Annotated in this window: 21 protein-coding genes; 9 read left to right on the top strand and 12 right to left on the bottom strand. The window is 72.7% G+C overall.

Translation table 11 applies throughout. The annotated features are described in order from the left end of the window. Positions 1-22: 22 nt before the first annotated feature. Positions 23-1,273 (bottom strand): tRNA dihydrouridine synthase DusB, encoded by a 1,251-nt coding sequence (gene dusB / locus ACZ7LE_RS15735; protein WP_470404185.1) that lies wholly within the window; start codon positions 1,271-1,273, stop codon positions 23-25. A 194-nt stretch (positions 1,274-1,467) separates the two neighbouring features. Between dusB and ACZ7LE_RS15730 the strand changes: the two genes are divergently transcribed. Both ACZ7LE_RS15730 and ACZ7LE_RS15725 read left to right on the top strand, forming a co-directional pair. Then, positions 1,468-2,910: a basic amino acid/polyamine antiporter gene (locus tag ACZ7LE_RS15730; RefSeq protein ID WP_470404184.1), complete on the top strand. Its 1,443-nt coding sequence runs from the start codon at positions 1,468-1,470 to the stop codon at positions 2,908-2,910. Positions 2,911-2,920: 10 nt separating this feature from the next. Continuing rightward, entirely contained in the window at positions 2,921-4,195 is a 1,275-nt protein-coding gene (locus ACZ7LE_RS15725; RefSeq protein WP_470404183.1) for an arginine deiminase, read from the top strand. 16 nt (positions 4,196-4,211) lie between these two features. Here ACZ7LE_RS15725 and ACZ7LE_RS15720 read toward each other — a convergent pair whose 3' ends face one another. Continuing rightward, positions 4,212-5,990, bottom strand: a complete 1,779-nt coding sequence (locus ACZ7LE_RS15720; protein ID WP_470404182.1) for a glycoside hydrolase family 13 protein — start codon at positions 5,988-5,990, stop codon at positions 4,212-4,214. 123 nt (positions 5,991-6,113) lie between these two features. Next, a complete protein-coding gene (locus ACZ7LE_RS15715; protein WP_470404181.1) occupies positions 6,114-7,163 on the bottom strand; it encodes a LacI family DNA-binding transcriptional regulator in 1,050 nt (349 codons plus the stop codon). Between the two features lie 185 nt (positions 7,164-7,348). Between ACZ7LE_RS15715 and ACZ7LE_RS15710 the strand changes: the two genes are divergently transcribed. Genes ACZ7LE_RS15710 through ACZ7LE_RS15700 form a run of 3 tightly spaced genes read left to right on the top strand, consistent with a single transcriptional unit; the run spans position 7,349 to position 11,024 of the window. Continuing rightward, entirely contained in the window at positions 7,349-8,572 is a 1,224-nt protein-coding gene (locus ACZ7LE_RS15710; protein ID WP_470404180.1) for a sugar ABC transporter substrate-binding protein, read from the top strand. Next, positions 8,572-10,140: an ABC transporter permease subunit gene (locus ACZ7LE_RS15705; RefSeq protein ID WP_470404179.1), complete on the top strand. Its 1,569-nt coding sequence runs from the start codon at positions 8,572-8,574 to the stop codon at positions 10,138-10,140. Before ACZ7LE_RS15710 ends, ACZ7LE_RS15705 begins: the two co-directional genes overlap by 1 nt. Continuing rightward, a complete protein-coding gene (locus ACZ7LE_RS15700) occupies positions 10,140-11,024 on the top strand; it encodes a sugar ABC transporter permease (protein ID WP_470404178.1) in 885 nt (294 codons plus the stop codon). The genes ACZ7LE_RS15705 and ACZ7LE_RS15700 overlap by 1 nt, the downstream gene beginning before the upstream one ends. Positions 11,025-11,147: 123 nt before the next feature. Here the strand turns inward: ACZ7LE_RS15700 and ACZ7LE_RS15695 are convergent, their stop codons facing one another. The 3 genes from ACZ7LE_RS15695 to ACZ7LE_RS15685 form a co-directional block, all read right to left on the bottom strand. Next, positions 11,148-12,443 carry a deoxyguanosinetriphosphate triphosphohydrolase gene (locus tag ACZ7LE_RS15695; RefSeq protein ID WP_470404559.1) on the bottom strand — a complete coding sequence of 432 codons (1,296 nt, stop codon included), beginning with the start codon at positions 12,441-12,443 and terminating at the stop codon, positions 11,148-11,150. Between the two features lie 108 nt (positions 12,444-12,551). Further along, positions 12,552-12,725, bottom strand: a complete 174-nt coding sequence (locus tag ACZ7LE_RS15690) for a DUF4236 domain-containing protein (RefSeq protein ID WP_357486753.1) — start codon at positions 12,723-12,725, stop codon at positions 12,552-12,554. A gap of 131 nt (positions 12,726-12,856) precedes the next feature. Next, positions 12,857-13,309, bottom strand: a complete 453-nt coding sequence (locus ACZ7LE_RS15685) for a VOC family protein (protein ID WP_470404177.1) — start codon at positions 13,307-13,309, stop codon at positions 12,857-12,859. Between the two features lie 43 nt (positions 13,310-13,352). Here ACZ7LE_RS15685 and ACZ7LE_RS15680 point away from each other — a divergent pair, with 43 nt between their 5' ends. Continuing rightward, positions 13,353-14,222, top strand: a complete 870-nt coding sequence (locus tag ACZ7LE_RS15680) for a helix-turn-helix domain-containing protein (RefSeq protein WP_470404176.1) — start codon at positions 13,353-13,355, stop codon at positions 14,220-14,222. A 9-nt stretch (positions 14,223-14,231) separates the two neighbouring features. Continuing rightward, complete coding sequence (gene dnaG, locus ACZ7LE_RS15675) at positions 14,232-16,184, top strand: DNA primase (RefSeq protein WP_470404175.1); 1,953 nt, start codon at positions 14,232-14,234, stop codon at positions 16,182-16,184. Between the two features lie 206 nt (positions 16,185-16,390). Here the strand turns inward: dnaG and ACZ7LE_RS15670 are convergent, their stop codons facing one another. Beyond that, positions 16,391-17,341, bottom strand: coding sequence for an NAD(P)/FAD-dependent oxidoreductase (locus tag ACZ7LE_RS15670; RefSeq protein WP_470404174.1), 951 nt, complete (start codon positions 17,339-17,341; stop codon positions 16,391-16,393). A 62-nt stretch (positions 17,342-17,403) separates the two neighbouring features. Here ACZ7LE_RS15670 and ACZ7LE_RS15665 point away from each other — a divergent pair, with 62 nt between their 5' ends. Continuing rightward, complete coding sequence (locus ACZ7LE_RS15665; protein WP_470404173.1) at positions 17,404-17,832, top strand: helix-turn-helix domain-containing protein; 429 nt, start codon at positions 17,404-17,406, stop codon at positions 17,830-17,832. A 3-nt stretch (positions 17,833-17,835) separates the two neighbouring features. On the opposite strand, the gene ACZ7LE_RS15660 is transcribed toward ACZ7LE_RS15665, so the two are convergent. Both ACZ7LE_RS15660 and ACZ7LE_RS15655 read right to left on the bottom strand, forming a co-directional pair. Further along, positions 17,836-19,269 carry an MDR family MFS transporter gene (locus ACZ7LE_RS15660; protein ID WP_470404172.1) on the bottom strand — a complete coding sequence of 478 codons (1,434 nt, stop codon included), beginning with the start codon at positions 19,267-19,269 and terminating at the stop codon, positions 17,836-17,838. 97 nt (positions 19,270-19,366) lie between these two features. Continuing rightward, the gene (locus ACZ7LE_RS15655) at positions 19,367-19,906 is read right to left on the bottom strand and encodes a MarR family winged helix-turn-helix transcriptional regulator (RefSeq protein ID WP_470404171.1); all 540 of its coding nucleotides are present in this window, start codon (positions 19,904-19,906) and stop codon (positions 19,367-19,369) included. Positions 19,907-20,010: 104 nt separating this feature from the next. On the opposite strand from ACZ7LE_RS15655, the gene ACZ7LE_RS15650 reads away from it, so the two are divergent. Next, positions 20,011-21,435 (top strand): FAD-binding oxidoreductase, encoded by a 1,425-nt coding sequence (locus tag ACZ7LE_RS15650; protein ID WP_470404170.1) that lies wholly within the window; start codon positions 20,011-20,013, stop codon positions 21,433-21,435. Here the strand turns inward: ACZ7LE_RS15650 and ACZ7LE_RS15645 are convergent. The 3 genes from ACZ7LE_RS15645 to ACZ7LE_RS15635 all read right to left on the bottom strand — a co-directional run bounded on the left by ACZ7LE_RS15645 (position 21,432) and on the right by ACZ7LE_RS15635 (position 25,096). Continuing rightward, a complete protein-coding gene (locus ACZ7LE_RS15645) occupies positions 21,432-23,066 on the bottom strand; it encodes a hypothetical protein (RefSeq protein WP_470404169.1) in 1,635 nt (544 codons plus the stop codon). The two genes, ACZ7LE_RS15650 and ACZ7LE_RS15645, sit on opposite strands and share 4 nt — an antisense overlap. Before the next feature lie 197 nt (positions 23,067-23,263). Continuing rightward, positions 23,264-24,196 carry an aldo/keto reductase gene (locus ACZ7LE_RS15640; protein ID WP_470404168.1) on the bottom strand — a complete coding sequence of 311 codons (933 nt, stop codon included), beginning with the start codon at positions 24,194-24,196 and terminating at the stop codon, positions 23,264-23,266. Between the two features lie 33 nt (positions 24,197-24,229). Continuing rightward, positions 24,230-25,096 carry an aldo/keto reductase gene (locus ACZ7LE_RS15635; protein WP_470404167.1) on the bottom strand — a complete coding sequence of 289 codons (867 nt, stop codon included), beginning with the start codon at positions 25,094-25,096 and terminating at the stop codon, positions 24,230-24,232. Positions 25,097-25,132 lie beyond the last annotated feature (36 nt).

Raw genomic sequence — 25,132 nt, 5'->3', positions numbered from 1 at the left:
GGGAGTTCTACCCCTCGTCAGCTCAGCCGCCGCTGACGCTCAGCTCCGCCTCGCGCAGCTTCGCCTCGAACTCCTCGGACAGCTCCCGCGAGTCGAGCCAGCCGTACGGCAGGTGCGGGGTCTTGGGGGAGCCGGCACGGCCGCGCGGGCCCTCGGCGTCGTCCCCGGGGTAGGGGGCGTCCAGGTCCAAGGCGTCGAGCCGCTCGCGGAGCTCGGCCAGGGTGTCGATCAGCGCGAGGGAGTGCCGCTTCTCGCCGCCCACGGCGTAGCCCTTGAGGTACCACGCCATGTGCTTGCGCAGGTCGCGCATGGCCTTGCCCTCGTCGCCGTCGAAGTACTCGACCATGAGCAGGCCGTGCCGGTAGATCGTGTCGGCGACCTCGCGCAGGCCGGGCCGGATCCGCAGGTCCGAGCCGTTGAACGCGGCGGCGAGGTCGGCGAACAGCCAGGGCCGGCCCTGGCAGCCCCGGCCCACGACGACGCCGTCGGCGCCGGTCTCCTCGACCATGCGCAGCGCGTCCTCGGCGGACCAGATGTCGCCGTTGCCGAGCACCGGCACCGTCCGCACGGCCTCCTTGAGGCGCGCGATGGCCTCCCACTCGGCCTGGCCGGAGTAGTGCTGGGCGGCGGTGCGGGCGTGGAGCGCGACGGCGGCGGCGCCGAGCGACTCCGCGATCCGGCCCGCCTCCAGATACGTCAGGTGGTCGTCGTCGATGCCCTTGCGCATCTTGACCGTCACGGGCACGCCGTGCGGCTCGGCGGCCTCGACCGCCGCCCGGACGATGTCCGTGAAGAGCTGCCGCTTCCACGGCAGGGCGGCACCGCCGCCCTTGCGCGTCACCTTGGGCACGGGGCAGCCGAAGTTGAGGTCGACGTGGTCGGCGCGGTCCTCGCCCGCGATGATCTTCACGGCGGCGCCCACGGTGGCCGGGTCCACGCCGTACACCTGCGCGGAGCGCGGCGTCTCGTCCGCGCCGAAGGTGACGATGCGCAGGGCCTCGACATTGCGCTCCACCAGCGCACGGCTGGTGACCATCTCCGCGACGTACAGGCCCGGGTCGAACCCGGCCGACTGCCCCGCCTCGCGGCACAGGGTGCGGAAGGCGCGGTTGGTCACGCCGGCCATCGGTGCGAGCACCACCGGCGTGCCCACGGTGATGGGCCCGATCTGGAGGGGCGCGAGCACGGGCGAGCCCGGGCGCGCCGCGTCACCCGGACGGGTGGCGGCGTCGGGCAGCGGGGCGGAGCCGAGCAGGGAGGTCACGGGGTCCATTCTGACGCACGCCCGCCGGGAGCCGCTGCGACGGGGGCCACAGCCCGGCCGTCGGGAACGGTCGGGAGGCCGGGTCTGCCATCTTTTGCCGACTAGTTACCCCCATGTATGTAATTGCTCTGCCGGAGCGCCGGACGACGCGACGCACCGGCGAGGTGCAACCGGGCCGTGCTCGACCGCATGGGGGTCTCACGATGGCGCAGCAGTCGGAGAGCGGCACGCAGGGCCGCACGGCGAAGATCACCGTGGCCACGCTCACCGCCATGGTGGTGGGCTCGATGGTCGGTGCGGGGGTCTTCTCGCTGCCCAGCCGGTTCGCGGGCGAGACCGGCGTGCTCGGGGCGCTGATCTCCTGGACGGTGGCCGGCACGGGGATGCTCATGCTCGCCTTCGTCTTCCAGCGCCTGGCGATCCGCAAGCCCGACCTCGACTCCGGGGTCTACGCGTACGCGAAGGCGGGGTTCGGCGAGTACCTCGGCTTCTTCTCGGCGTTCGGGTATTGGGCGAGCGCCTGCGTCGGCAACGTCACCTACTGGATCCTCATCATGTCCACCCTCGGCGCGCTGCTGCCGGTGCTCGGCGAGGGCGACACCGTGGTCGCGTTCGTCGCGTCCTCGGCCTGCGTGTGGCTGTTCTACCTGCTGGTGCGGCGCGGGGTGAAGGAGGCGACGGCGATCAACCGCATCGTCACCGTCGCCAAGCTGGTGCCCATCATCGTGTTCGTGCTCATCTGCGCGTTCCTGCTGGACCCGCAGGTGCTCGCGGAGAACTTCCAGGGTTACGGCATCACCGGCCCGCTGTTCGATCAGGTCCGCGGCACCATGCTGGCCACCGTGTTCGTCTTCCTCGGCGTCGAGGGGGCGAGCGTCTACTCCCGGCACGCGCGCCGCCGGGAGGACGTCGGCCGGGCGACCGTCCTGGGCTTCCTCATGGTGCTCGCGATCTTCGCCTCCGTGACGATCGTGTCGTACGGCATCCTGCCGATGGAGGAGCTCGCCGAGCTGCGCCAGCCGTCGATGGCGGGCGTGCTGGAGGCGGCCGTCGGCGGCTGGGGCGCCGTGTTCGTGAGCGCCGGCCTGATCGTGTCCGTGCTCGGCGCCTACCTCGCGTGGACGCTCATGTCGTCCGAGGTGCTGTACGTCGCGGCCAAGGACCGGGACATGCCGCGGTTTCTCGCGACGTCGGACGCGAACGACGTGCCGCGCGCCGCGCTCCTGCTGACGACCGCCCTGATCCAGGTGGTCCTGTTCATCACGCTGCTCTCCGACGACGCATTCACCTTCGCGCTGGACCTGACCAGCGCGCTGTCCCTCATCCCGTTCCTGCTCGCCGCGGGCTACGCGCTCAAGCTGGCGCTGGGCCGCGGCGGCCCGGCGGAGGGCAGCCGGACCACCGGCGACCTCGTGATCGCGACGCTGGCCGTGCTGTACACCGCGTTCCTGCTGTTCGCGGCGGGGCTGACGTTCGTGCTGCTGTCGTTCGTGATCTACGCCCCGGCGACCATCCTGTTCGCGATGACCCGGCGCGAGCAGGGCCGGCGCGTGTTCAGCCGGGGCGAGCTGGTGATCTTCGTCGTGTCGGTGATCGGCGCGGTGATCGGCGTCGTCGCGCTCGCCACGGGCGCGATCTCCATCTGAAAGGGGCACCATGACGATCCAGAGCGGCGACCAGAACGGCGGCACGACCCTGCCTTCGGCGGCCTACGGCGTGCACTCGGAGGTCGGGCGCCTGCGCAAGGTGCTGGTCTGCCGGCCCGGGCTCGCGCACCGGCGCCTGACGCCCACCAACTCCGACGACCTGCTGTTCGACGACGTGCTGTGGGTGGACCGGGCGATCGAGCACCACGCCGCGTTCGTCGCGGACCTGCGGGCGCGCGACGTCGACGTGGTCGAGCTGCACGACGTCCTCGCCGCGACCCTGCGGGTGCCCGGGGCCCGGGACTGGCTGCTGGACCGCAAGATCGTCCCCGGCATCGTCGGGCCGGGGCTGATCGACGCGACCCGGGGGTTCCTCGAGGGGCTCGCGCCGGAGCAGCTCGCCGAGTACCTCATCGGCGGCCTGGCCACCCACGACGTGCCCGACCTGCCGGCCGCCTACCGGTCCCTCGCCGAGTACACGCAGGACGCCCGGGAGTACCTCATGGCCCCGGTCCCCAACACACTGTTCACGCGCGACACCACCTGCTGGCTCTACGGCGGCGTGACGCTCAACCCGCTGTACTGGCCGGCCCGGCACGACGAGACGCTGCTGATGAAGGCCGTCTACGAGTTCCACCCCGACTTCGTGGGGTCCACCATCTGGTGGGGTGACCCGGAGACGGACCACCAGCGGGCGACGCTGGAGGGCGGGGACGTCATGCCGGTGGGCAACGGCACCGTGCTGGTGGGCATGAGCGAGCGCACGTCGCGGCAGGCGATCACGCAGGTCGCCGCGGCGCTGTTCGAGGGCGGCGCGGCGCAGCAGGTGATCGTCGCGGGCATGCCCAAGCTGCGCTCGGCGATGCACCTGGACACCGTCATGACCTTCGCCGACGTCGACACCGTGACCGTCTACCCGCGCATCGTCGAGGCGATCCACGCGTTCGTGCTGCGGCCCGCCGGCGCCGGGGAGGTGGCCGTCACGGACGAGGGCAGCACCCCGTTCCTCGACGTCGTCGCCCGCGAGACCGGGCTCGGCACGCTGCGCGTGATCGAGACCGGCGGCGACGTCTACGAGTCCGAGCGACAGCAGTGGGACAGCGGCAACAACGCCGTCGCGGTGGAGCCGGGCGTCGTCTTCACCTACGACCGGAACACCACCACGAACGACCTGCTGCGCAAGGCCGGCATCGAGGTCATCGAGATCACGGGTGCCGAGCTGGGGCGGGGCCGCGGAGGCGGGCACTGCATGACGTGCCCGATCATCCGCGAACCCGCCTTCTGAGCCGGGCCCGGACGGGTCAGGCGCGCAGCCAGACCGTCGTGTCCGACGGCAGGTCGCCCGAGGCCTCGTCGAGCTCGCCCGAGGCGACCAGCACCTCCGCCTCGGCGGGCAGCGCGAACGGCTTCGCACCGAGGTTGGCGACCACGACGACGTCCGCCACCCGCAGGGCGACGACGTCCGGGTGGTCGGCCAGGGAGTCGACCCACGCCAGCGCGCCCGCGCCGAGGTTCTCGGCCCGGCGCAGGCCGAGGGCCGCCCGGTACATCTCGTAGGTCGAGCCCTTGACGCCGTACTGCTGGTCGGCGGCGAGCTCGGCGTAGACGTCGGGCTGCGGCAGCCAGGTCTTGCCCGTGGGACCGAACCCGTTGCCGGGGGCGGCCCCGACCCACGGCAGCGGCACGCGGCAGCCGTCGCGGCCCGGCTCGGCGCCGTTCGTGCGGAAGAACGACGGGTCCTGGCGGACGTCGTCGGGCAGGGCGGTGTGGTCGGGCAGGCCGAGCTCCTCGCCCTGGTACAGGTACGCGGAGCCGGGCAGGCCGAGCATGAGCAGCGTCGCGGCACGGGCGCGGCGCAGGCCGAGCGCGGCGTCGGGCTGCGGGTCGGTCGCGCCGATGCCGTTGAGCTGGCGCCCGCCGATCTCGTCCAGGCCGAAGCGGGAGGCGTGCCGCACCACGTCGTGGTTCGACAGCACCCAGGTGGTGGGGGCGCCGACGGCCTCCATGGTGCTCAGCGAGGCGTTGACGACGGTGCGCACCGTCGCCGCGTCCCACGGCGCCGTGAGGAACGAGAAGTTGAAGGCCTGGTGCATCTCGTCGGGGCGCACGTACCGGGCCAGGCGGCTCAGGGGCTCGACCCAGGCCTCGGCGACCAGGCAGCGGTCGCCGTCGTACTCGGCGAGCACCTGGTGCCAGGCGCGGTAGATGTCGTGCACGCCGTCCTGGTCGAACATCGGGCCGCGGTTGCCCGCGCCCGTGGAGCCGTCCTCGGGGGCGGCCGGGTCGGTCGCGCCCTCGGTGGCCTCCTCGACGGTGCCCTCGACCATGGCGACCTGGCCGTCCCAGTCGGGCAGGCCGGCGGCCTTGATCATGCCGTGGGCGACGTCGACGCGGAACCCGTCCACGCCCCGGTCGAGCCAGAACCGCAGCACGTCCTCGAACTCGGCGCGGACCTCGGGGTTGTCCCAGTTGAGGTCGGGCTGCGTGGAGTCGAAGAGGTGCAGGTACCACTGCGGGCCGAGCGGCCCGTCGTCCTCGCGCGGCGCCAGCCGGGTCCAGGCCGGACCGCCGAAGATGGACTGCCAGTTGTTCGGCACCTCGTCGCCGGCCGGACCACGGCCGTCGCGGAACATGTACCGCTCGCGCTCGGCCGAGCCGGGGGCGGCGGCCAGCGCCTCCTGGAACCAGGCGTGCTGGTCGGAGGAGTGGTTCGGCACGAGGTCGACGATGACCTTCAGGCCGCGCTCGTGGGCCCCGGCGAGCATCTCGTCGAAGTCGGCGAGCGTGCCGAACAGCGGGTCGATGTCGCGGTAGTCGGCCACGTCGTAGCCGGCGTCCTTCTGGGGCGAGCGGTAGAACGGGCTCAGCCAGACGGCGTCCACCCCGAGCTGCGCCAGGTGGTCGAGCTTGGCGGTGACGCCCGGCAGGTCGCCGGTGCCGTCGCCGTTCCCGTCCGCGAACGAGCGCGGGTAGACCTGGTAGATCACCGCGTCACGCCACCACTCGCCGCTGCCGGCGGGGGTGTGGACGAGGGCTCCGGCGGTGAGGTCGTCGGTGGTGATCGGGGCAGTGCTTGTCACGTGGCGCGTCCTCAGGGGTCGGGAAAAGGGGCTGTAACGCTTGCTGCAAGCGTACGGGAGGAATCGCGCCCGATCGGACAGTGTGCTGCGTCAGACAGCCGTTGGCCGGCCGTCGGACAGTCGTCAGCCGGCGGCGTGCGGCGCCGCGCCGGTGGAGCCGCGCACGACCAGCTCGGGGGTGAACAGCAGCTCCGAGCGGGGTGCGCGCTCGCCGTGGATCTCGGTGAGCAGGGCGCTCACGGCCGCGTGCGCCATGTCGGCCACGGGCTGCCGGACCGTCGTCAGCGGCGGGTCGGTGAACGCGACGAGGGGGGAGTCGTCGTAGCCGACGACGCTCACGTCGTCGGGCACGGAGAGGCCGCGGGCGTGCGCCGCGCGCACGGCGCCGAGCGCCATCAGGTCGGATCCGCAGACCACGGCGGTGTGCCCGGCGTCGAACAGCTCTCCGGCCGCGGCCTGGCCGCCCTCCAGGGTGTAGAGCGTGAGGCTGACGTGCTTGCGCGCCTCCTCCTCGGTGGCCGCCAGGCCGTGTCGCAGGAGCTGGGCCACGAACGCCTCGATCTTGCGCTTGGCGGGCACGAAGCGGTCCGGCCCGATGGCCATCCCGATGCTGCGGTGGCCCAGCGCCACCAGGTGCCGCACCGAGAGCTCGATGCTCGCGCTGTCATCCGGCGAGACGAACGGGGCGTCGATGCCCTCCGCGTAGCCGTTGATCAGCACGATCGGCAGGCCGCGCCCGCGCAGGCGCTGGTAGCGCTCGGTCGAGGCGCGCGTGTCGGCGTGCTTGCCGGACACGAAGACGATGCCGTCCACGGCGTGGTCGATGAGCGTCTCGACGTACTCGTCCTCGGTGGTGCCGCCCGGCGACTGGGTGCACAGCAGCGGCGTGTACCCCCGCGATGCGAGCTGCGACTCGATGGCCTGCGCGAACGCGGGGAACACCGGGTTGGACAGCTCGGGGACCACCAGGCCGATGAGGCCCGCGGGACGGGCGCGCAGCGCGGACGGCCGCTCGTAGCCGAGCACGTCCAGGGCGGCGAGCACCGCCTGGCGGGTCTCGCCCGCCACGCCGGGCTTGCCGTTGAGCACGCGCGACACGGTCGCGGTGGAGACCCCCGCCTGTTCGGCGAGGTCGGTCAGTCGGGTGCGCACGCCTGGCAGCCTAAGTGACATGTGACCTCCTCGTCCCGGGTGATCCACGGGTGTCGTGCCCCGCGGTCGCCGCCGTCGTCCTGGTAACGGCTGCAAGCGATGCTGAAACTTTATCGCAACTTCTTGCATAATCTGCCGATGTGCCCGTACGGTTCGGGCATCGAAACCCAGGCCCGACGTCGGGCCGCGAACCATCGGGAGTGACGATGCGACGGAGCATCCTGACCGCCGCTGTCCTGACCACGACGCTGGCGCTGGCCGCCTGCGCGGGCGGCGCGGAGGAGCAAGCAGGCGGCGAGGAGTCGGCCGCACCGAACGGCGAGGGCAGCACCCTGACCGTGTGGGTCGACGAGACCCGCCAGGCCGCCGTGGAGGAGGCCGCAGTCGGCTTCGAGGAGACCACGGGCGCCGACGTCGAGGTGGTCCTGAAGAACTTCGAGGACATCCGCCCCGACTTCCTGGCGCAGGTGCCCACGGGCAAGGGCCCGGACATCACGGTCGGCGCGCACGACTGGCTGGGCGAGCTCACGACCAACGGCGTCGTGGCCCCGATCGAGCTCGGCGACACCGCCGACAAGTTCGAGCCGGTCTCCGTCTCGGCGTTCACGCAGGACGGCCAGGTCTACGGCCTGCCCTACGCGGTGGAGAACATCGCGCTGATCCGCAACACGGAGCTCGCCTCCGAGGCGCCCGCGACCTGGGACGACGCGATCGCGGCCGGCAAGGACGCCGGCACCAAGTACCCGCTGCTGATCCAGACCTCCACCGAGGGTGACCCCTACACCTTCTACCCGCTGCAGACGTCGTTCGGCGCGCCCGTGTTCGAGCAGAACGAGGACGGCTCGTACAAGCCGGAGCTCGCGCTCGGCGGCGAGGGCGGCACCGCGTTCGCCGAGTGGCTCGCGGAGCAGGGCGACGCCGGCAACCTGAGCACCGACGTCACCTACGACATCGCGCTGGCGGCCTTCGCCAAGGGCGAGTCGCCGTTCATCGTGGGCGGCCCGTGGATGCTGGAGTCGTTCGGCGACCTCGACCTGTCGATCGACCCGCTCCCGAGCGCCGGCGGCGAGCCCGCCCAGCCGTTCGTGGGCGTGGCCGGCTTCTACGTGAGCGCACAGAGCGAGAACGCGCTGCTCGCCAACGACTTCCTGGTCAACTACATGGCCACCCCCGAGGCGCAGCTCGCGCTCTACGAGGCGGGCGACCGTCCGCCGGCTCTCATCGAGGCCGCCGACACCGCGTCCGAGGACCCGATCACCGCGGGCTTCCGCGCCGTCGGCGCCGACGCCGTCCCGATGCCGTCGCTGCCCGAGATGGGTGCCGTCTGGGCGTACTGGGGCGTGACCGAGGCCGCGATCATCTCCGGCAAGTCCGACCCGGCGAAGGCCTGGGACAAGATGGTCGCCGACATCCAGGGCGAGATCGGTTGATGTACTCACCCGTGACCCGGGGCTCCGGCCGGACCGGCTGGAGCCCCGGGTTTCTCGTCAAGCTCGTCCTGATCGCCCTGGTCGACGCCCTGGGCGTCTACGCCGTGCTGGCCGCGTGGGGCGCCGAGTCCTGGGGCGTGCTGGCCGCCATGGTGGCGCTGCTGCTCGTGGCCAACTGGGCCTACTTCTCCAGGCGTGCGCTGCCGCTGAAGTACATCCTGCCCGGCCTCGCCTTCCTGCTCGTCTACCAGGTGTATGTCGTGGCCTACACCGGCTACGTCGCGTTCACCAACTACGGCGACGGGCACAACAGCACCAAGGAGCAGGCCATCGAGGCCCTCCTGGTGCAGAACGAGCGCCGCGTCGAGGGCTCGCCCGCCGCGCCGCTGACGGTCGTGGCCGACGGCGACACGCTCGGCTTCGCGATCGTCTCGCCCGACGGCGAGGTCGAGGCCGGCACGGCCGACCAGCCGCTGGCGGCCGTGGACGGCGCGACCGTCGACGCCGGCCGCGTCACCGCGCTGCCCGGCTACGACGTGCTGGAGTACGCCGCCGTCCTGGAGCGGCAGCAGGAGGTCACGCAGCTGCGCGTCCCCGTCTCGGACGACCCGAACGAGGGCTCGGTCCGCACGCAGGACGCCCGCACCGGCTATGTGTTCACGTCCACGCTGGAGTACGACGCGGCGTCCGACACGATGACCGACACCACCACCGGGGTGACGTACACGCCCAACGACGACGGCCAGTTCGAGGCTGCCGACGGCAGCACCCTGCCCGTGGGCTGGCGCGTGCTGGTCGGGTTCGACAACTTCGTCACCGCGTTCGGCGACGACCGCTACGCGGGGCCGTTCGGCAAGATCCTGGTCTGGACGTTCGCGTTCGCCGTGCTCTCGGTGGCGTCCACGTTCCTGCTCGGCCTGTTCCTGGCGATCGCGTTCAACGACGCGCGCCTGCGCGGCCGCCGGATCTACCGGACGCTCGTGATCCTGCCGTACGCAATCCCGGGGTTTCTCGCGGCCCTGCTGTGGTCCGGCATGCTGAACCGGTCCTACGGGTTCGTCAACGAGGTGCTGCTCGGCGGGGCCTCGATCCCGTGGCTCACCGACCCGGTGCTCGCCAAGCTGGCCGTGCTCGGCGTGAACCTGTGGCTCGGCTTCCCGTACATGTTCCTGATCTGCACGGGCGCGCTGCAGTCGCTGCCGACCGACGTGCTGGAGGCCGCGAAGATCGACGGCGCGGGCCGCTGGCGCACGTGGCGCTCGATCACGCTGCCGCTGCTCCTGGTCGCGACGGCGCCGCTGCTCATCTCGTCGTTCGCGTTCAACTTCAACAACTTCACGCTGATCTACATGCTCACGGGCGGTGGCCCGCGCTTCGACGACGCCTCGGTGCCGCTCGGGCACACCGACATCCTCATCTCGATGGTCTACTCGGTGTCCGGGCTCGACGGGACGGCGGCCAAGGACTACGGCCTGGCCAGCGCCCTGTCGATCGTGATCTTCGTGGTGGTCGCGACCATCTCCGCCCTCGCGTTCCGGCGCACCCGATCGCTCGAGGAGATCGCCTGATGAAGTCGCGCACCGCACACGTCGCCCGGCGTCCCGGGCAGCGCGCCCGCTGGTTCTCCGAGATCGGCTGGCGCCACCTGGTGGGCGTCGTCGCCGTGGTCTACGCGGGCTTCCCGCTGGTCTACGTCGTCTCCGCGTCCCTGGCCGACGGCGGCACCCTGACCGGCTCGAACGAACTGTTCGCGTCGGTGTCGGGGGCCAACTACGCGGCCCTGGCCGGAACGCGGTTCTGGACCTGGATGGCCAACACCCTGGTGGTGGCGGTCGCGACGGGCGCCGGCACCGTGATCATGGGCGCGGCGGCCGCGTACGCCTTCTCGCGGTTCCGGTTCAGCGGACGCCGGGTGGGGCTCACCGCCCTGCTCGTGATCCAGATGTTCCCGCAGATGCTCGCGTTCGTGGCGATCTTCCTGCTGCTCATCTCGCTCGGGAACGTGGTGCCGGGCCTGGGCCTGGACTCCAAGCTCTCGCTGATCTGCGTGTACCTGGGCGGCGCGCTCGGCGTGAACACGTTCCTCATGTACGGGTTCTTCAACACCGTGCCGCGCGAGATCGACGAGGCCGCGAAGATCGACGGCGCCTCGCACGCCCAGATCTACTGGACCATCGTGCTGCGCCTGACCGCGCCGATCCTCGCCGTGGTGGGGCTGCTGAGCTTCATCAGCACGTTCGGCGAGTTCATCATCGCGCGTGTGCTGCTGCAGTCGGAGGAGAACTGGACGCTCGCCGTGGGCCTCTACGGCTGGGTGTCGTCGCTGCAGGACGCCAACTGGGGCCTGTTCACGGCGGGCGCCGTGATCTCGGCGCTGCCGGTGCTGGCGCTGTTCCTGTTCCTGCAGAAGTACATCGTGGGCGGCCTGACGGCGGGCTCGGTCAAGGGCTGAGTGACTCATTCCCCTTTGAGGCCTAAGTTTCTTCGCTTTGAGGTACCTCAAAGCGAAGAAACTTAGGCCTCAAAGATGAGGTCACGGGCACCCTATGAGCCAGTCCACGGTTGGCGGACGAACCTAGGGGCTGACCAGCCGCTGGTGCAGCGCGATCGCCGACAGGTCCGTCAGCGACGCGACCTGGTCCACCACCACGCGCAGGCGCGCGGCGTCGTCGGACGCCGCGCGCCAGTCCGCGGCGAGCGGCGGCTCCAGCTCGTCCGGGCCGCGGTCGGCCAGCACGCGCACCAGGTCGGTCAGGATCTCCCGCTCCCGCAGGTAGCGGGGCTCCTGGCCGCGCGGGGCCATCACGTAGGCCACCGCGATGCCCTTGAGCGCGAGGATCTCGTGCTCGGTCTCGTCGGGCACCACGAGCCGCGCGGCGTACCGCGTCAGCGCCCCGTCGCCGTACTCGGCGCGCGTGGCGTCGATCGCCGCGCCGATGAACCGGCCGATGAGCTGGCTCGTCATGTCCTTGAGCGAGGCCAGCGAGCCGCGCGAGCCGTCGAAGGCCCGCACCAGGTGACCCTCGCCGCGCAGGTACTCCTGCAGCCGCCCGATCGCGGCGTCGACGGCGTCGGCCCGGTACCACTCGCCGTACCAGGACCGCACGAACTCGGCCACGCGCGCCCGCTCCTCGGCGTCCGCCATGAGGTCCAGGTCGATGCGGCCCGCCACGACGCCGTCCTCGACGTCGTGCACGGAGTAGCTGATGTCGTCGGCGAGGTCCATGACCTGCGCCTCCAGGCACTTCACGCCGTCCGGCGCGTCCTTGCGCAGCCACGTGAACACGGGCAGGTCGTCGGGGTAGACGCCGAACTTGCGGCTGGCCGTGCCGTCGGGCCGTGCGGGCCCGGCGCCGTACGCCCACGGGTACTTGACGCTCGCGTCGAGGCTGGCCCGGGTCAGGTTGAGGCCCGCGGGGACGCCGTCGAACCCGATCACCTTGGGCTCCAGCCGCGTGAGCAGGCGCAGGGTCTGCGCGTTGCCCTCGAAACCGCCGATCGGCTCGGCGATCTCGGCCAGCGCCGTCTCGCCGTTGTGCCCGAAGGGCGGGTGCCCCAGGTCGTGCGTGAGGCAGGCGGTGTCGACGACGTCGGGGTCGCAGCCGAGCGAGCGGCCCATGCCGCGGCCCACCTGGGCCACCTCGAGGGAGTGCGTCAGGCGGGTGCGCACGAAGTCGTCGTGCCCGGCGCCGAGCACCTGGGTCTTCGCGCCGAGCCGGCGCAGCGCGGAGGAGTGCACCACGCGCCCGCGGTCGCGCTCGAACGGGGTCCGGGCCTGCGACTTGGGTGGTTCGGTCACCCAGCGCTCGACGTCCTGCGCGCTGTACGACGGCGGGATGCTCTTCCCGAGGGCTTGCTCCACGCCCGCCACTCTAGTCACGCGGTCCGACATCCCGGAATCACGCGGTCCGCGGAGACTCCGGGGGAGCGCCCGGTGCCGTCGCCGGCGGAGGCAGGTGCCTGCCTCCGCCGTGCAGCGCTACTTGTTGTTGCTGTACCAGCTCAGGCCGCCGGGAAGGTTGATCGAGTGCTTCTTGGTCTTGGAGTTCCAGGTCCAGGGACCCACCTTGAAGCTCATCGACGACAGGCCCCGCTGCGTGATGTTGAACTTGAGCGGACCGAGCGACAGCCGCTTGCGATACCTGATTCCCATGGTGCCTTTGTTCCTCCCTGAGTCGGGCAAAGCGTACCGAACCGCGCTAGTCCGGCAAACCAAACCAGGGAGCGTGTCAGACATACAGATCCCTCGGGTGACCTGTATGTCTGACACGTCGATCGCGGGCGTCAGTCGCGGGCCGACATCCAGGCGTCGCTCGCGCGCTGGACGTCGTCCGGCGTCACCGACTCCGCGACCGTCACGAAGTACCAGCGGTGGCCGAACGGGCAGCGCACCGCGGCCTGCCGGAAGCCCTCGAACCAGTCGGCGGGCTCGGCGATGCTGCTCGCGCCGGCGCCGATCGCGCGGGCGTACGCCGCGTCGGTGTCCTCGACCGGGATCGTGAAGCTTGCGTGCGTCGGGCCGCCCGGCTCGGGCGCCACCGAGTCGGGCGGGCACGCGCCCGCCACGGTGAACGTCGACTCGCCCGCGGCAGAGCGCAGGATCAGGTCGGAGTGGATCACGGCGTCGCCCGCGGTGATCACGTCGAGCGTCTCGGCCCCCAGCGCGGCCTCGTAGAAGGCGATAGCGGCGCGGGCGTCGGACACGGCGATGTTGGGGTGCAGGGCTGAGTTCCTCATACCGTCGATGCTGCCCCGGCCCGGATGTGCCAGTCTTGGAAGAATGCGACAGGTGTTCGACGGCGAGACGGTCAACAGTGCGCTCGATACCGGGCCCACCCTCGGCATCGTCGACCCCGTGCGGGCGCGTGACGCGTTCGCGCTGGCCCGCGTGGAACCGGCGGCCGACCTCGCCGACCTCGTGGACTGGCACTGGGTGATCAGCTGGGACCTGCCGCCCGGGGTCGCGTTCACGCAGACCGTCATGCCGCACCCCGTGGGGCACGTGGTCGCGGAGCAGGAGGGGCTGCTGGCCTACGCGATGCCCGCCGGCCTCTTCGTGCGCACGCTGACCGGCTCCGGCGCCGTGGTCGGCACCAAGCTGCGCCCCGGCGGCTACCGCGCCCTGCTCGGCCGAGCCGACCCCGGGGACCGCGGCACCGTCGAGCCCTTTCTCGGCCCGACGGCGGCGCGCGCCAACCAGGAGGCCGTCGCCCAGGCGGCGGCCGGGCAGCCCGACGCCGCCGTCCGGACCCTGACCCCGCTGCTGCGGGAAGCGGCCGAGCGGTCCCGGACCGTCCGCTCGGCCGCGGCGCTCTCCGCGTTGAGGGAGGCGTTCGCCGTGCTCGCCGACGCCGTGCCGGGCACATCCGTCGCGGCGCTCGCCGGCACGCTCGGCACCACGCCGCGCTCGCTGCAGCGGCTGTTCGCCGACTGGGTGGGTGTGAGCCCCAAGTGGGTGCTGCAGCGACACCGGGTGCACCTCGCCGCCGAGCTGCTGGGCCGCGACCCGGAGCTGGACCTGGCCGGGCTGGCCGCCGCCGTCGGCTACTACGACCAGGCGCACTTCACGGGAGACTTCGTCCGCGCCGTCGGCGTGCCGCCGGGGGAGTACGCCCGGACCTGCCGCCAGGGCGCCCGGCAGCGGGCATAGAATTCCGACGTGGCCGGGCTGATCAGACGCGAGGATGTGGACCAGGTCCGCGAGCGCGCGCGGATCGACGAGATCGTCTCGGCGCACGTGACCCTCAAGCCCGCCGGGGTGGGCGCGCTGGTGGGGCTGTGCCCCTTCCACGACGAGCGGAGCCCGAGCTTCAACGTGCGGCCCAGCGTGGGCCGGTACCACTGCTTCGGGTGCGGCGAGGGCGGCGACGTCATCGAGTTCGTCATGAAGATGGACGGGCTGAGCTTCACCGAGGCCATCGAGTACCTCGCGGGCAAGACCGGCGTGCAGCTGCGCTACGAGGAGGGCGGCTCCGCCCGTCCGCGCGAGGAGCCGGGCCGGCGGCAGCGGCTGCTGGACGCGCACCGCGTGGCCGCGGAGTTCTACGCGGAGCAGCTCATGGGGCCGGACGCGTCGGCGGCGCGCACGTTCCTCGCGGAGCGCAGCTTCGACCGGTCCGACGCCGAGCGGTTCGGCGTGGGCTTCGCGCCCAAGGGCTGGGACGCGCTGCAGCGGCATCTCCAGGGCCGGGGCTTCACGCAGGCGGAGCTGGTCGCGAGCGGGTTGATGTCGCAGGGGCAGCGCGGCATCTACGACCGGTTCCGCGGGCGGGTCATGTGGCCCATCCGGGACGTGACGGGGGCCGTGATCGGGTTCGGCGCGCGGCGTCTGTTCGAGGACGACCAGGGACCCAAGTACCTCAACACCCCCGAGACCAGCCTCTACAAGAAGTCGCACGTGCTGTACGGGATCGACCTCGCCAAGCGGGAGATCGCCAAGGGCAAGCGTGTGGTGGTGGTCGAGGGGTACACGGACGTCATGGCGGCGCACCTGTCCGGCGTGACGACTGCGGTCGCGACGTGCGGCACGGCCTTCGGCGCCGACCACGCCAAGGTGGTGCGGCGCCTGCTCGGCGACACGACGGCCGGGGGCGGCATGCAGCTCGCGTCCGGCGGGACCGTGGGCGGCGAGATCATCTTCACGTTCGACGGCGACGCGGCGGGTCAGAAGGCCGCCGAGCGCGCCTACGGCGAGGACCAGCGGTTCTTCGCGCAGACGTACGTGGCCGTCGCGGACGACGGCATGGACCCGTGCGACCTGCGCATGGCCAGGGGCCCGGAGGCGGTGCGCGCGCTGGTGGACGGCCGCAAGCCGCTGTTCGCCTTCGTGATCCAGGCCAAGATCAAGCAGTTCGACCTGAACACGGTGGAGGGTCGCGTGTCCGCCGTGCGGGCGGCGGCGCCCGAGATCGTGGGCATCCGCGACCGCAGCCAGCGCGACGGGTACATGCGCCAGGTCGCGGGCTGGATCGGCACGGAGATCGACGAGGTGCGCCGCGAGGTGGCGCGCGCGGCGTCGACGCCGTCCCAGCGGCGTCCGGCCGACGGCGCGCGTCCGGCCTCCGGCGCGACCCCGGTCGCTGGTGCCGCGCCGGGCGCCGGCCGTCCGGCGTCGGGCGCCGTGGCCCAGCTCCCGGCCCCCGACCCGCGGGACCCCGTGGCGCGCGACGAGCGGCTCGCGCTCGTGGCCGTGCTGCAGTACCCGCAGCACGCGCCCGCGTCGTTCGACGACCTGGGCGAGGACGCGTTCGCCGTGCCGGCCTGGCGCGCCGTCCACGCCGCGATCCGGGCGGCCGGGGGCGCCGCCGTCGGGCGCGAGCTGTCGGCGGCGCAGTGGGTCGCCGCGGTGCTGGAGCAGTCGTCCGAGACGGTGGCGATCGTGGTCACCCAGCTCTCGGTGGCGTCGCTCCCGGAGGACCGGGAGGCGGCCGTCGCGGCGTTCGTCGAGGGTGTGGTGCGCCGCGTCGTCGACCTGGGCCTCAAGCGCCGGGTCGACGACGCGCGCAGCCGCCTCCAGCGCCTCGACCCCGCCGACGCCGAGACCTACAACTCGGCGTTCGCCGAGCTCCTGGCGATCGAGAGTGAGCGGCGGGCGCTGCGCGAGAGCGCGTGAGTGCGTGAGCCGGAGTTCGGCACTTCCTGAGTGCTGGTGCTGAGGCCGGCAGTCCCCTGGGGCGTTGGTGCTGAGGTCGGCAGTCTCCTGGGTGCCCGCCTGGAGGTCGGCACTCTGCGTCGAGGTCGACACAGGCCTGTGCCGACCTCGATACAGACTGCCGACCTGGTGGGATCGGGTTCAGGAGACTGCCGACTCGCAGCGCGTCAGGCCGGCGTCGCCGCGGGCGCCGGGTGGTCCCGGCCCAGGAGCTCGGCGTCCAGGGACACGGCGGCCAGCTGGCCCGACGCCGCCGCCATGAGCACCGACGCCATCGGCCCCGGCATCGCCGCGGTGTGCGCCATGTCGCCCGCCGCGAACACGCCGGGCAGGCTGGTGCGGGCCATCGCGTCGACCTCCACGGCGCCCGACGGCAGCAGGTCGAGGCCGAGCTGCTCCGCGAACGGCGCCCGCTGACCGAACTCGGCGGCGACGAAGAGGCCGCCCACCTCCTCGTTCGGCCCCTCCGCGAGAACGACGCGCGCTCCGTCGACCGTGCGCACGAGCTCCTTGACGGGCTCCGGCCGCACGGCCACGCCGGCGTCGGCCAGCAGGGCGCGGGTGTCCGCGTCGAGGTCGCCGCCGTCGGCCAGGATCGTGAGGCGGCTGGCGATGCGCTCCAGCAGGAACGCGACCCGAGCCACGTGCGGTCCGTTGCCCAGGACGGCGACGGGCTTGCCGCTGAGCTCGTGCCCGTGGCAGTAGGGGCACACGGCCGCGACGGTGCCGAACAGCGGCTCCAGGCCGGGAATTGCGGGCAGGGTGTCGCGCAGCCCGGTCGCGAGCACCACGCCGCGGGTGGTCACGGGCTCGGTGCCCAGCTCCACCCGGAACCCGTCGCCGTCCGGCACGACGGCGGTCGCGGCCGCCTCGCGAACGGTCACCGTCGCGTAGGCGGCGAGCTCGGCGCGGGCGGCGGCGCGGAACTCGGCCGGGGGCCGGCCGTCGTTGGTCACCACGTTGTGCATGTGCTCGGCCGTGGCGTTGCGGTACTCGCCGGAGTCGAGCAGCAGCACGCGCCGGTGCATACGGCCGAGCGTGAGCGCGGCCTGGAGGCCGGCGGGGCCGCCGCCGATCACGACGGCGTCGTAAGAGGTCAGGGGGTCTGTGGCGGACATGGCAGGGCTCCGTTTCCCGGTACGTCTTGCGGTACCACCCCAGGATGTGACTTCATGTTGACATGAAGTCAAGCGAGACCTGGTCGGTCGGCGAGACAGCCCGGCGGTTCGGGCTGGAGACCCACGTGCTGCGCTACTGGGAGGACGAGAACCTGCTGCGCCCGGCGCGCGACGGCGCCGGGCGGCGGCGCTACGGGCGCGACGACGTCGTGCGGGTGGGCGTCATCGTGCGCAGCAAGGCCGCGGGCATGAGCCTGGAGCAGGTGCGGGTCATGCTCGACGCCGGCGCGTACGACCGGCACCAGGTCCTGGAGGCGCACATCGCGGACCTCGACCGCCGGATGGCCGACATGGCGGCGTCCCGCGCGATGACGGAGCACGCCCTGCAGTGCCGCGCGCACGACATCGCCACCTGCCCCGGCTTCCGCAAGCACGTGCAGGACGTGCTCGACGGTGTGCGGGAGGGGTTCGTGGTCACGCGGACCGCGTGAGACTCACGCGTCCTGCGTGAGCCTCGGGTTGTCGCGGGGGAGCAGCAGCACCGTCACGATCATCACCGCGGCGCAGGCCACGACGCACCAGAAGACCAGGTGCATGGCGTTCGCCAGCCCCGCGCCCTCGGGCGTGCCGTCCGCGCCGACCACCGTCAGGGCGTTGACCACCGCGCCGAGCGCGGCCACGCCGACGGCCTGCCCGATCGACCGGGCGAACATGTTGGTCGCGGTCACCGCGCCGCGCTCGCCCCAGCCCACGCTGTGCTGGGCGGCGAGCAGGGTGGGCACGGCCACCAGGCCCATGCCGAGCCCGATGACGAACACGGCGGCCGAGATCTGCCACACGGCGGCGTCGGCGTCGAGCAGGAGGGTCAGGAGCGAACCGGCCAGGACGACCACCGCACCGATGGTGCTGGTCCAGCGGAAGCCGATCGCCAGGTAGACGCGGCCCGACAGCGTGGCCGCGATGGGCCAGCCGAGCGTGAGCGCGGCCAGCGCGAACCCGGCAACCAGCGGCCCGACGCCGAGCACGCCCTGCGCGTAGATCGGGATGTAGGTGGACAGGCCCAGCGTGATGACGCCGACCATCAGCGACGCCGCCGTCGACGCGCCCACCACCCGGCGGCGCAGCAGCCGCAGGTCGAAGATCGGGTGGGCCGTGCGCCGGGCCGACACGGCGAACGCGACGAGCAGCGCCACGGCCGCGACGAAGATGACGATCGACTGCGCCGAGGCCCAGCCCCAGGCGTGCCCGCCCTCCAGCAGGCCGAGCACCAGCAGCGTGCTGCCGCCCGTGAGCAGCACCGCGCCCACGTAGTCGACGGGCTGGCGCTCGCCGTCGCGCTCCTTCTCGTGGAACTTGAGCCAGATCGCCAGGAGGGCCACGGCGCCGATCGGCACGTTGACCCAGAAGATCCAGCGCCAGCTCACGAACTGGCTGAACACGCCGCCGAGGGTGGGGCCGAGCACCGAGGAGACGGCCCACACGCTGGCCATGTAGCCCTGCGTCCTGGCGCGCTCCGCGAGCGTGTAGATGTCGCTGGCGATCGTCATGGACATCGGCAGGATCGCGCCGGCGCCCAGGCCCTGCAGCACGCGGAACCAGATCAGGGCCGGCATGCTCCAGGCCACGGCGCACAGCACGGAGCCGAGCAGGAACAGCGTGATGCCCGCGAGGATCACGCGCTTGCGGCCGAAGACGTCGGCCAGCCGCCCGTACACCGGGACGGTCACGGCCTGGGCGAGCGTGTACGCCGAGAACAGCCACGGGACCTGCTCGAACGCGCCGAGGTCGCGCGCGATCGTGGTCGAGGCGGTGGCGAGGATCGTGGCGTCGAGCGCCACGAGCGCCGTGGCGAGCATGAGCGCGCCGAGGATCGGGCCGCGGTCGCCGCGCAGGCCGAGCCGCGTGTCGGTGGTGGACGTCGCGGTCATGCCTGGGGTTCCGGGGTGTGCTGCACGACACGTACAAGGTTGCCCGGGGCAGCGCCTATTCCCGATCGGTCGTGGGTTGTTCCCGGCAGTTGCCCGTTCAGCCCTGCCGGTTGCCGGGCCAACCCTCGGGAAGGATGTCGCGTCCGCCGTCGGGCACCACGTCGGCGAGGCGGCCCAGCGTCGCGAAGAACGCCTCGACGTCGTCCTCCTCGGCGCCGATCGCACCCCGCAGCGTCCGGTCGAACTCGATCGCCTCGGCCTTGAGCCGGCGGAACAGCGCCTCGCCGTCGGCGGTGACCTCGATCCGCTGCACCCGGCGGTTGGTCTCCTGGCGGCTGCGGACGATCAGTCCCCTGTCCTCCATGCCGCGCAGGTGGTGCGTGAGCGTGGCCTCGCGGATGCCGACGGCGTGCGCGAGCTCGCGCTGGGTGGCGGGGGTGCCCTGGTGCAGGGCGAGCAGGATGTGCCAGACCTGCCAGCTCGCGCCCTGCTCGGAGAGCTGCGCGTCGAACGCCCGCATGACGCGGTGCACGGACTGCCACATGGCCACCGCGACCGGCACGGGGCCGGTCCGGCCCGGGTTCACCCCCGCCGCGGGGCCGTCTGGATCGCCGCCGGGCCGTCCGCTTGGTTGCATGGACGCAGGATAGTTCGGCTGTCCCCGAAATGCATTGACGCCTAATCCTTAGATGCCTAACGTTTGTCACCTGGAAGATCCGGTACCGACACGGAGGCTCGACGATGGCCACGCAGGACACCCCCAGCACCACCGGAACCACACAGCTCTCGCCCGAGGCGCTCGCTCGCGCCCTGGCCCCGCTCGCAGCCGCGCTCGGCGACCGCCTGCTCACCCCCTCGGCGGACGCGTTCGCCGACACCGCGGCCCTGTTCGTGGGCGGGCCGCCCCTCACCCCGGCCGCCGTCGCGCGCGTCCGGACCACCGACGAGGTCGCGGCAGTGCTCGCGGTCGCGCGGGACGCGGGCCTGCCGCTCGCGGTCCGCAGCGGCGGGCACCACCAGGCCCGCCACGCCCTGGTCGACGGCGGGCTGGTGCTGGACCTGCGGCTCCTGGACGGCGTGGAGATCGACACCGCGGCCGGCGTCGGGCGCGCGCAGGGCGGCGTGCTCGCGGGTGCGTACACGGCGGCGGCCGGCGCGCAGGGTCTGGCCACCGGGTTCGGCGACACGGCGACCGTCGGCGTCGGGGGCATCTCCCTCGGCGGCGGGATCGGCTACCTCAGCCGGCGCGACGGCCTCACGGTCGACAACCTGCTGGGTGCCGAGGTCGTCCTGGCGGACGGCAAGGTGGTCCAGACCGACGCCGACAACAACCCCGACCTCTACTGGGCGCTGCGCGGCGGCGGCGGCAACTTCGGCGTCGTCACGCGGCTGGACCTGCGGCTGCGCGAGGTCGGCACGGTCACGGGCGGGATGATGATGTGGGAGCCCACCCCGGCGCGGCTGGCCACGGTCCTGCGGGCGTTCGCCGAGGGGCCGGAGGAGTTCTCCGGCATGGTGAACGTCATGCTGGCCCCGCCCGTGCCGATGATCCCGGCCGAGCTGCACGGCAAGCCGGTGCTCATGGCGCTGCTGTGCCACTCGGGCGCGGTGGAGGACGCGGCCGAGGTGTTCGGGCCGCTGCGCGCGCTGGGCCCGCTGCTCGACGGCGTCCAGCAGATCCCCTACCCGGCGCTGTTCGAGGGGCCGGGCGGGCCGCCCGCGGGCGGCGTCGGCGACGTGCGGACCGGGTTCCTCGGGCAGGGCGCCTGGGCACCCGACGAGGACTGGGCTGCCGCCGCGATCGAGGCGGTGTCCGGGGCGAGTGGGCCCTCCGCGGTCAACATCCGGCCCATGGGCGGTGCGATCTCCCGGGTGGACCCGGCAGCGACGGCCTTCGCGCACCGCGACCCGGCGTTCATGGTCTCGGTCGGCGGCACCGCGATGTCGCCCGACGCGCTGCCCGCGACGACCGCCTGGGTGGCTTCGGCGGCCGAGGCCCTGGGCGTGCGCGGCCGCGGCTACGTGAACTTCATGGGCACGGCCACGGAGCAGGACGTCCGCAACGCGTACCCGGAGGAGACTCTGGCCCGGCTGCGCGAGGTGAAGCGGGCCTACGACCCGGGCAACCTGTTCGCGTCCAACCACAACGTGGCGCCCCAGGCCTAGCCTGCCGGCGGCGTCGGCTGCCCCGTCTCGCCGCGGCGAGGCAGGGCGGCCACGGCCGCCAGCGCTGCGGCCAGGCCGTACCCGCAGATCCGGAGGAGGTCGAGTGCGGCGGCCAGGCGGAGCCCCGAGGCGTCGTACATCAGGGCGTTGACAGCGATCAGCGCGAGCACCGTGAGCAGCACCGCCGCCGCCAGCCGGGTGCCGCGGCGCGGGAACCCGAGCAGGGCTGCGGCGACCACGGGCCCGGCACCGGCCAGCGGGTACGACAGCAGGTACCGGCTCAGAGAGGCCAGGTCGACGCCGGGGTCGGCGAGCAGCACCAGCGGTGAGGCCGTGAGGGCCAGGAGCGCCACCGCGGCCCAGCGGAGCACCGTCCGGTCGTCCCGCCCCGGCCGGGGCGTGGTGGCCCACGCGAGTGCGAGAGCCAGGCCGAGGGACATGAACGGCAGCATGTCCTGGAAGGTGAGCCCGGCGCCCGTCGTCACCCGGCTCGCCGCGAGGACGACCGCGAGCAAGGCCGAGCAGGCACTCGCGACGACGAGCACTCCCCGGGTCCTGAGAGTCAGCGCACCGGCTGTCAGCGTGAGTACCGCCAGCAGCCCGGCGTCGACCACGAAGCCGGCCAGCGGCCACGGACCCGCGAGCCCCGGACGGATGCCGGGGCCCAGCGCGAACAGCTCCGGGACCTGTACCGCGACCGCGAGCACGAGCACCGCGAGGGCCACCGCGGGCAGGCTCCGGGTCGGCGGTGCGACCGTGGGGCCGGGCGTGCCGGACTGGTGTGTGGGTGGGGGCGTGGGAGCGGGCGCGGGCGGGGGTGCGGGCGTGGGCGTGGTGGCCGGTGACGCGACGTCGGTCTCGTCGAACTCGTGGTGGGCTGTGGACCCCGGGGCCTGGGCGGCGGCCACGAGCGCGCACACGACGGCACCCGAGATCGCGGCGAGCCGGAGCCCGGGCACCGGCGTCGCCGGGGACAGGACGGAGTCGGCCCACAGGAGGCTCGCCCCCGAGAGCGCGATCAGCGCGGCCCCGCCGAGCCGCGCTCCCCGGCCCGGCAGGCAGACGAGACCTGCCGCCAGGACCGTGAGGATGCCCGGGACCTGCTGGAGCACCAGGACGCCGACACCGAGGAGGTACCACGGGCTGTCCCCGGCCTGCCGCGCGTCGACCAGCAGGCCGAGCACGGGGGCCAGCGCGACCGCCACGAGCGCGATCCCCGGTCGGCGGTCCGCGCGCGTCCCGTCCCACCAGGCCAGCAGCAGGCCGACCAGCGCCAAGCTCAGCACGACGGGTCCGGACAGGAAGACCTGAGGGTCCTGCGGGCCGTTCGCGGCCGCCGACGCGAGCGCGGCCAGGCCCACCAGGTGCAGGGTGGTCAGAGCGCTCGCCAGCAGCAGGAACAGGGCTGACCCGTAGGTCACCGCGGCGGCCGCGAGCACCAGGGTGGGCAGCACGGACGCCGGGCCCGCGGCGGCTGCCACCGCCCAGCTGTCGCTGTGGTACTCGGGCGAGTAGAGGCCTGCCGGCAGGGCGGCCAGCCCGGACAGCGTCAGCAGCAGCGCGGCGGCCAGGGAGGCGGCGCAGGTGCGGCCACGCGTGCCTGCCCGTCGGTCCGGTGCGGTTGCGGCCATGCCGCACACCCTGGCAGAGCCGCTCGGCGCCGAGAAGGAAAGTTGGCGGTCAGGGCGGCAATTCACCCGGGGTTCGGGGCGGGGGAGCGACCGCGACAGCGGGGTGTGTTGCGCTGCGTAGACAATCTCTACGCAGCGCAACACACCCGCGGTCGCGTCCTTACCTTCCGGCCGCCGTCGGCGCCCGTGTCAGCGGGTCACGGGACCGTGTAGCCCGCCGTCCGGAACATCTCGTACCACTCGGCGCGCGTCAGCGGCACGTCCGAGCCGAGGGCGGCGCCCGCCACCCGCTCCGGGTTGGTGGTGCCGAGCACCACCTGCATCTGCGCCGGGTGGCGCGTGATCCAGGCGGTGGCGATCGCGATGGCCGGCACGTCGTACTTCTTCGCCAGCCGGTCGATCACGGCGTTCAGCTCGGGGTAGTCCGGCGAGCCGAGGAACACGCCGTTGAAGAACCCGGCCTGGAACGGCGACCAGGCCTGCACGGTGATGTCGTGCAGGCGGCAGTAGTCCAGCGTGCCGGAGTCGCGGCTGATCGACTGGTCCAGGCCCTGCATGTTCGCGGCCACGCCCTGCGCCACGAGCGGCGCGTGCGTCACCGAGAGCTGGAGCTGGTTGGCCACGAGCGGCTGCGACACGGACCTGCGCAGCAGCTCGATCTGGCCCGGCGTGTGGTTCGAGACGCCGAACGCGCGCACCTTGCCCGACGTCGACAGGTCGTCGAACGCCCGCGCCACCTCGTCCGGCTCCACGAGGGCGTCCGGGCGGTGCAGCAGCAGGATGTCGATGTAGTCGGTACCGAGTGCCTCCAGGGAGCCCTCGACCGACTCGACGAGGTGCTCGTACGAGTAGTCAAAGTACGGCCCCTCGCGCACGATGCCGGCCTTGGTCTGGAGCACGATCTGCTCGCGCTCCGACGAGGTGAGCTGCATGGCCTCGGCGAACCGGGTCTCGCAGCCGTGCAGGGCCGAGCCGTAGACGTCGGCGTGGTCGAAGAACGAGATCCCGGCGTCCCGGGCCGTCTTGACCAGGGTGCGCACCTCCTCGTCCGTCTTCTCCTGGATGCGCATGAGGCCCAGGACGACGTTGGGGACGGTGAGGTCCGTGCCGGGCAGGGTGAAGGTCTTCACGGGATATCTCTCCAGTCGTTGGTGCGGTAGGGCTCAGGCCGCAGACAGGCGGGCGACCTCGTCGGCGGTGAGCGTCAGCTCGGGCGCCTGGGCCGAGTCACGGATGCTCTCCGGTCGCGACGCCCCGGGGATCGGCACCACGACGGGCGCGAGCGCAAGCTCCCAGGCCAGCGTCACGCGGAACGGGGAGACCCCGTGCGCGTCCGCGACCTCCTGGAACGCGGAGTACTCCGCGCCCAGCTCGCCCGAGCGGGCCAGCGAGATGCCGCCGAGCGGGCTCCACGGCAGGAAGGCGATGCCCAGCTCGGCGCACAGCTCCAGCTCGGGCAGCGACGACCGGAAGCGTGGCGAGAACTGGTTCTGCACCGACACCAGGCGGCCGCCCAGGATGTCGTTGGCCTCGCGGATCTGGTCCGGGTTCGCGTTCGAGATGCCCGCCAGCTCGATGACGCCCTCGTCGAGCAGGTCGCGGATGGCACCCACCGAGTCGCCGTAGGGCACGTTCGGGTCCGGCCGGTGGAACTGGTACAGGCCGATGGCCTCGACGCCGAGGCGCTTGGCCGAGGCCTTGGCGGCCTCCTTGAGGTACTCGGGGCGACCGTCCTTGGTCCAGGAACCGTCGCCGGGGCGCAGGTGCCCGCCCTTGGTGGCGACCAGCACGCCCGAGGTGTCGCCGCCGTAGGACCGCAGGGCCTCGGCGATGAGCTCCTCGTTGTGCCCCACCTCGTCGGCGAACTGGTGGTAGGCGTCGGCGGTGTCGATCAGGGTCACGCCGGCGTCGAGGGCGGCGTGGATCGTGGCGATGGAGCGCTCGCGGTCGGGTCGTCCCTCGATGGACATCGGCATGCCGCCGAGGCCGATCGCGGAGACGGAACGGCCGCCGATGGAACGGAGCTGCATGGTTTCTCCTCGTGTCGCAACGGGTTCGGTCCAGAG

The sequence above is a fragment of the Promicromonospora sp. NPDC110617 genome (assembly GCF_055598465.1).
This window is presented reverse-complemented; position numbering and strand designations above follow the sequence as displayed.

Excerpts from the sequence above, each read along its gene's own strand:
- dusB (WP_470404185.1), bottom strand. The coding sequence starts at position 1,273 with ATGGACCCCGTGACCTCCCTGCTCGGCTCCGCCCCGCTGCCCGACGCC.
- ACZ7LE_RS15730 (WP_470404184.1), top strand. The coding sequence starts at position 1,468 with ATGGCGCAGCAGTCGGAGAGCGGCACGCAGGGCCGCACGGCGAAGATC.
- ACZ7LE_RS15725 (WP_470404183.1), top strand. The coding sequence starts at position 2,921 with ATGACGATCCAGAGCGGCGACCAGAACGGCGGCACGACCCTGCCTTCG.
- ACZ7LE_RS15715 (WP_470404181.1), bottom strand. The coding sequence starts at position 7,163 with ATGTCACTTAGGCTGCCAGGCGTGCGCACCCGACTGACCGACCTCGCC.
- ACZ7LE_RS15710 (WP_470404180.1), top strand. The coding sequence starts at position 7,349 with ATGCGACGGAGCATCCTGACCGCCGCTGTCCTGACCACGACGCTGGCG.
- ACZ7LE_RS15705 (WP_470404179.1), top strand. The coding sequence starts at position 8,572 with ATGTACTCACCCGTGACCCGGGGCTCCGGCCGGACCGGCTGGAGCCCC.
- ACZ7LE_RS15700 (WP_470404178.1), top strand. The coding sequence starts at position 10,140 with ATGAAGTCGCGCACCGCACACGTCGCCCGGCGTCCCGGGCAGCGCGCC.
- ACZ7LE_RS15690 (WP_357486753.1), bottom strand. The coding sequence starts at position 12,725 with ATGGGAATCAGGTATCGCAAGCGGCTGTCGCTCGGTCCGCTCAAGTTC.
- ACZ7LE_RS15685 (WP_470404177.1), bottom strand. The coding sequence starts at position 13,309 with ATGAGGAACTCAGCCCTGCACCCCAACATCGCCGTGTCCGACGCCCGC.
- ACZ7LE_RS15680 (WP_470404176.1), top strand. The coding sequence starts at position 13,353 with ATGCGACAGGTGTTCGACGGCGAGACGGTCAACAGTGCGCTCGATACC.
- ACZ7LE_RS15670 (WP_470404174.1), bottom strand. The coding sequence starts at position 17,341 with ATGTCCGCCACAGACCCCCTGACCTCTTACGACGCCGTCGTGATCGGC.
- ACZ7LE_RS15665 (WP_470404173.1), top strand. The coding sequence starts at position 17,404 with ATGAAGTCAAGCGAGACCTGGTCGGTCGGCGAGACAGCCCGGCGGTTC.
- ACZ7LE_RS15660 (WP_470404172.1), bottom strand. The coding sequence starts at position 19,269 with ATGACCGCGACGTCCACCACCGACACGCGGCTCGGCCTGCGCGGCGAC.
- ACZ7LE_RS15655 (WP_470404171.1), bottom strand. The coding sequence starts at position 19,906 with ATGCAACCAAGCGGACGGCCCGGCGGCGATCCAGACGGCCCCGCGGCG.
- ACZ7LE_RS15650 (WP_470404170.1), top strand. The coding sequence starts at position 20,011 with ATGGCCACGCAGGACACCCCCAGCACCACCGGAACCACACAGCTCTCG.
- ACZ7LE_RS15645 (WP_470404169.1), bottom strand. The coding sequence starts at position 23,066 with ATGGCCGCAACCGCACCGGACCGACGGGCAGGCACGCGTGGCCGCACC.
- ACZ7LE_RS15635 (WP_470404167.1), bottom strand. The coding sequence starts at position 25,096 with ATGCAGCTCCGTTCCATCGGCGGCCGTTCCGTCTCCGCGATCGGCCTC.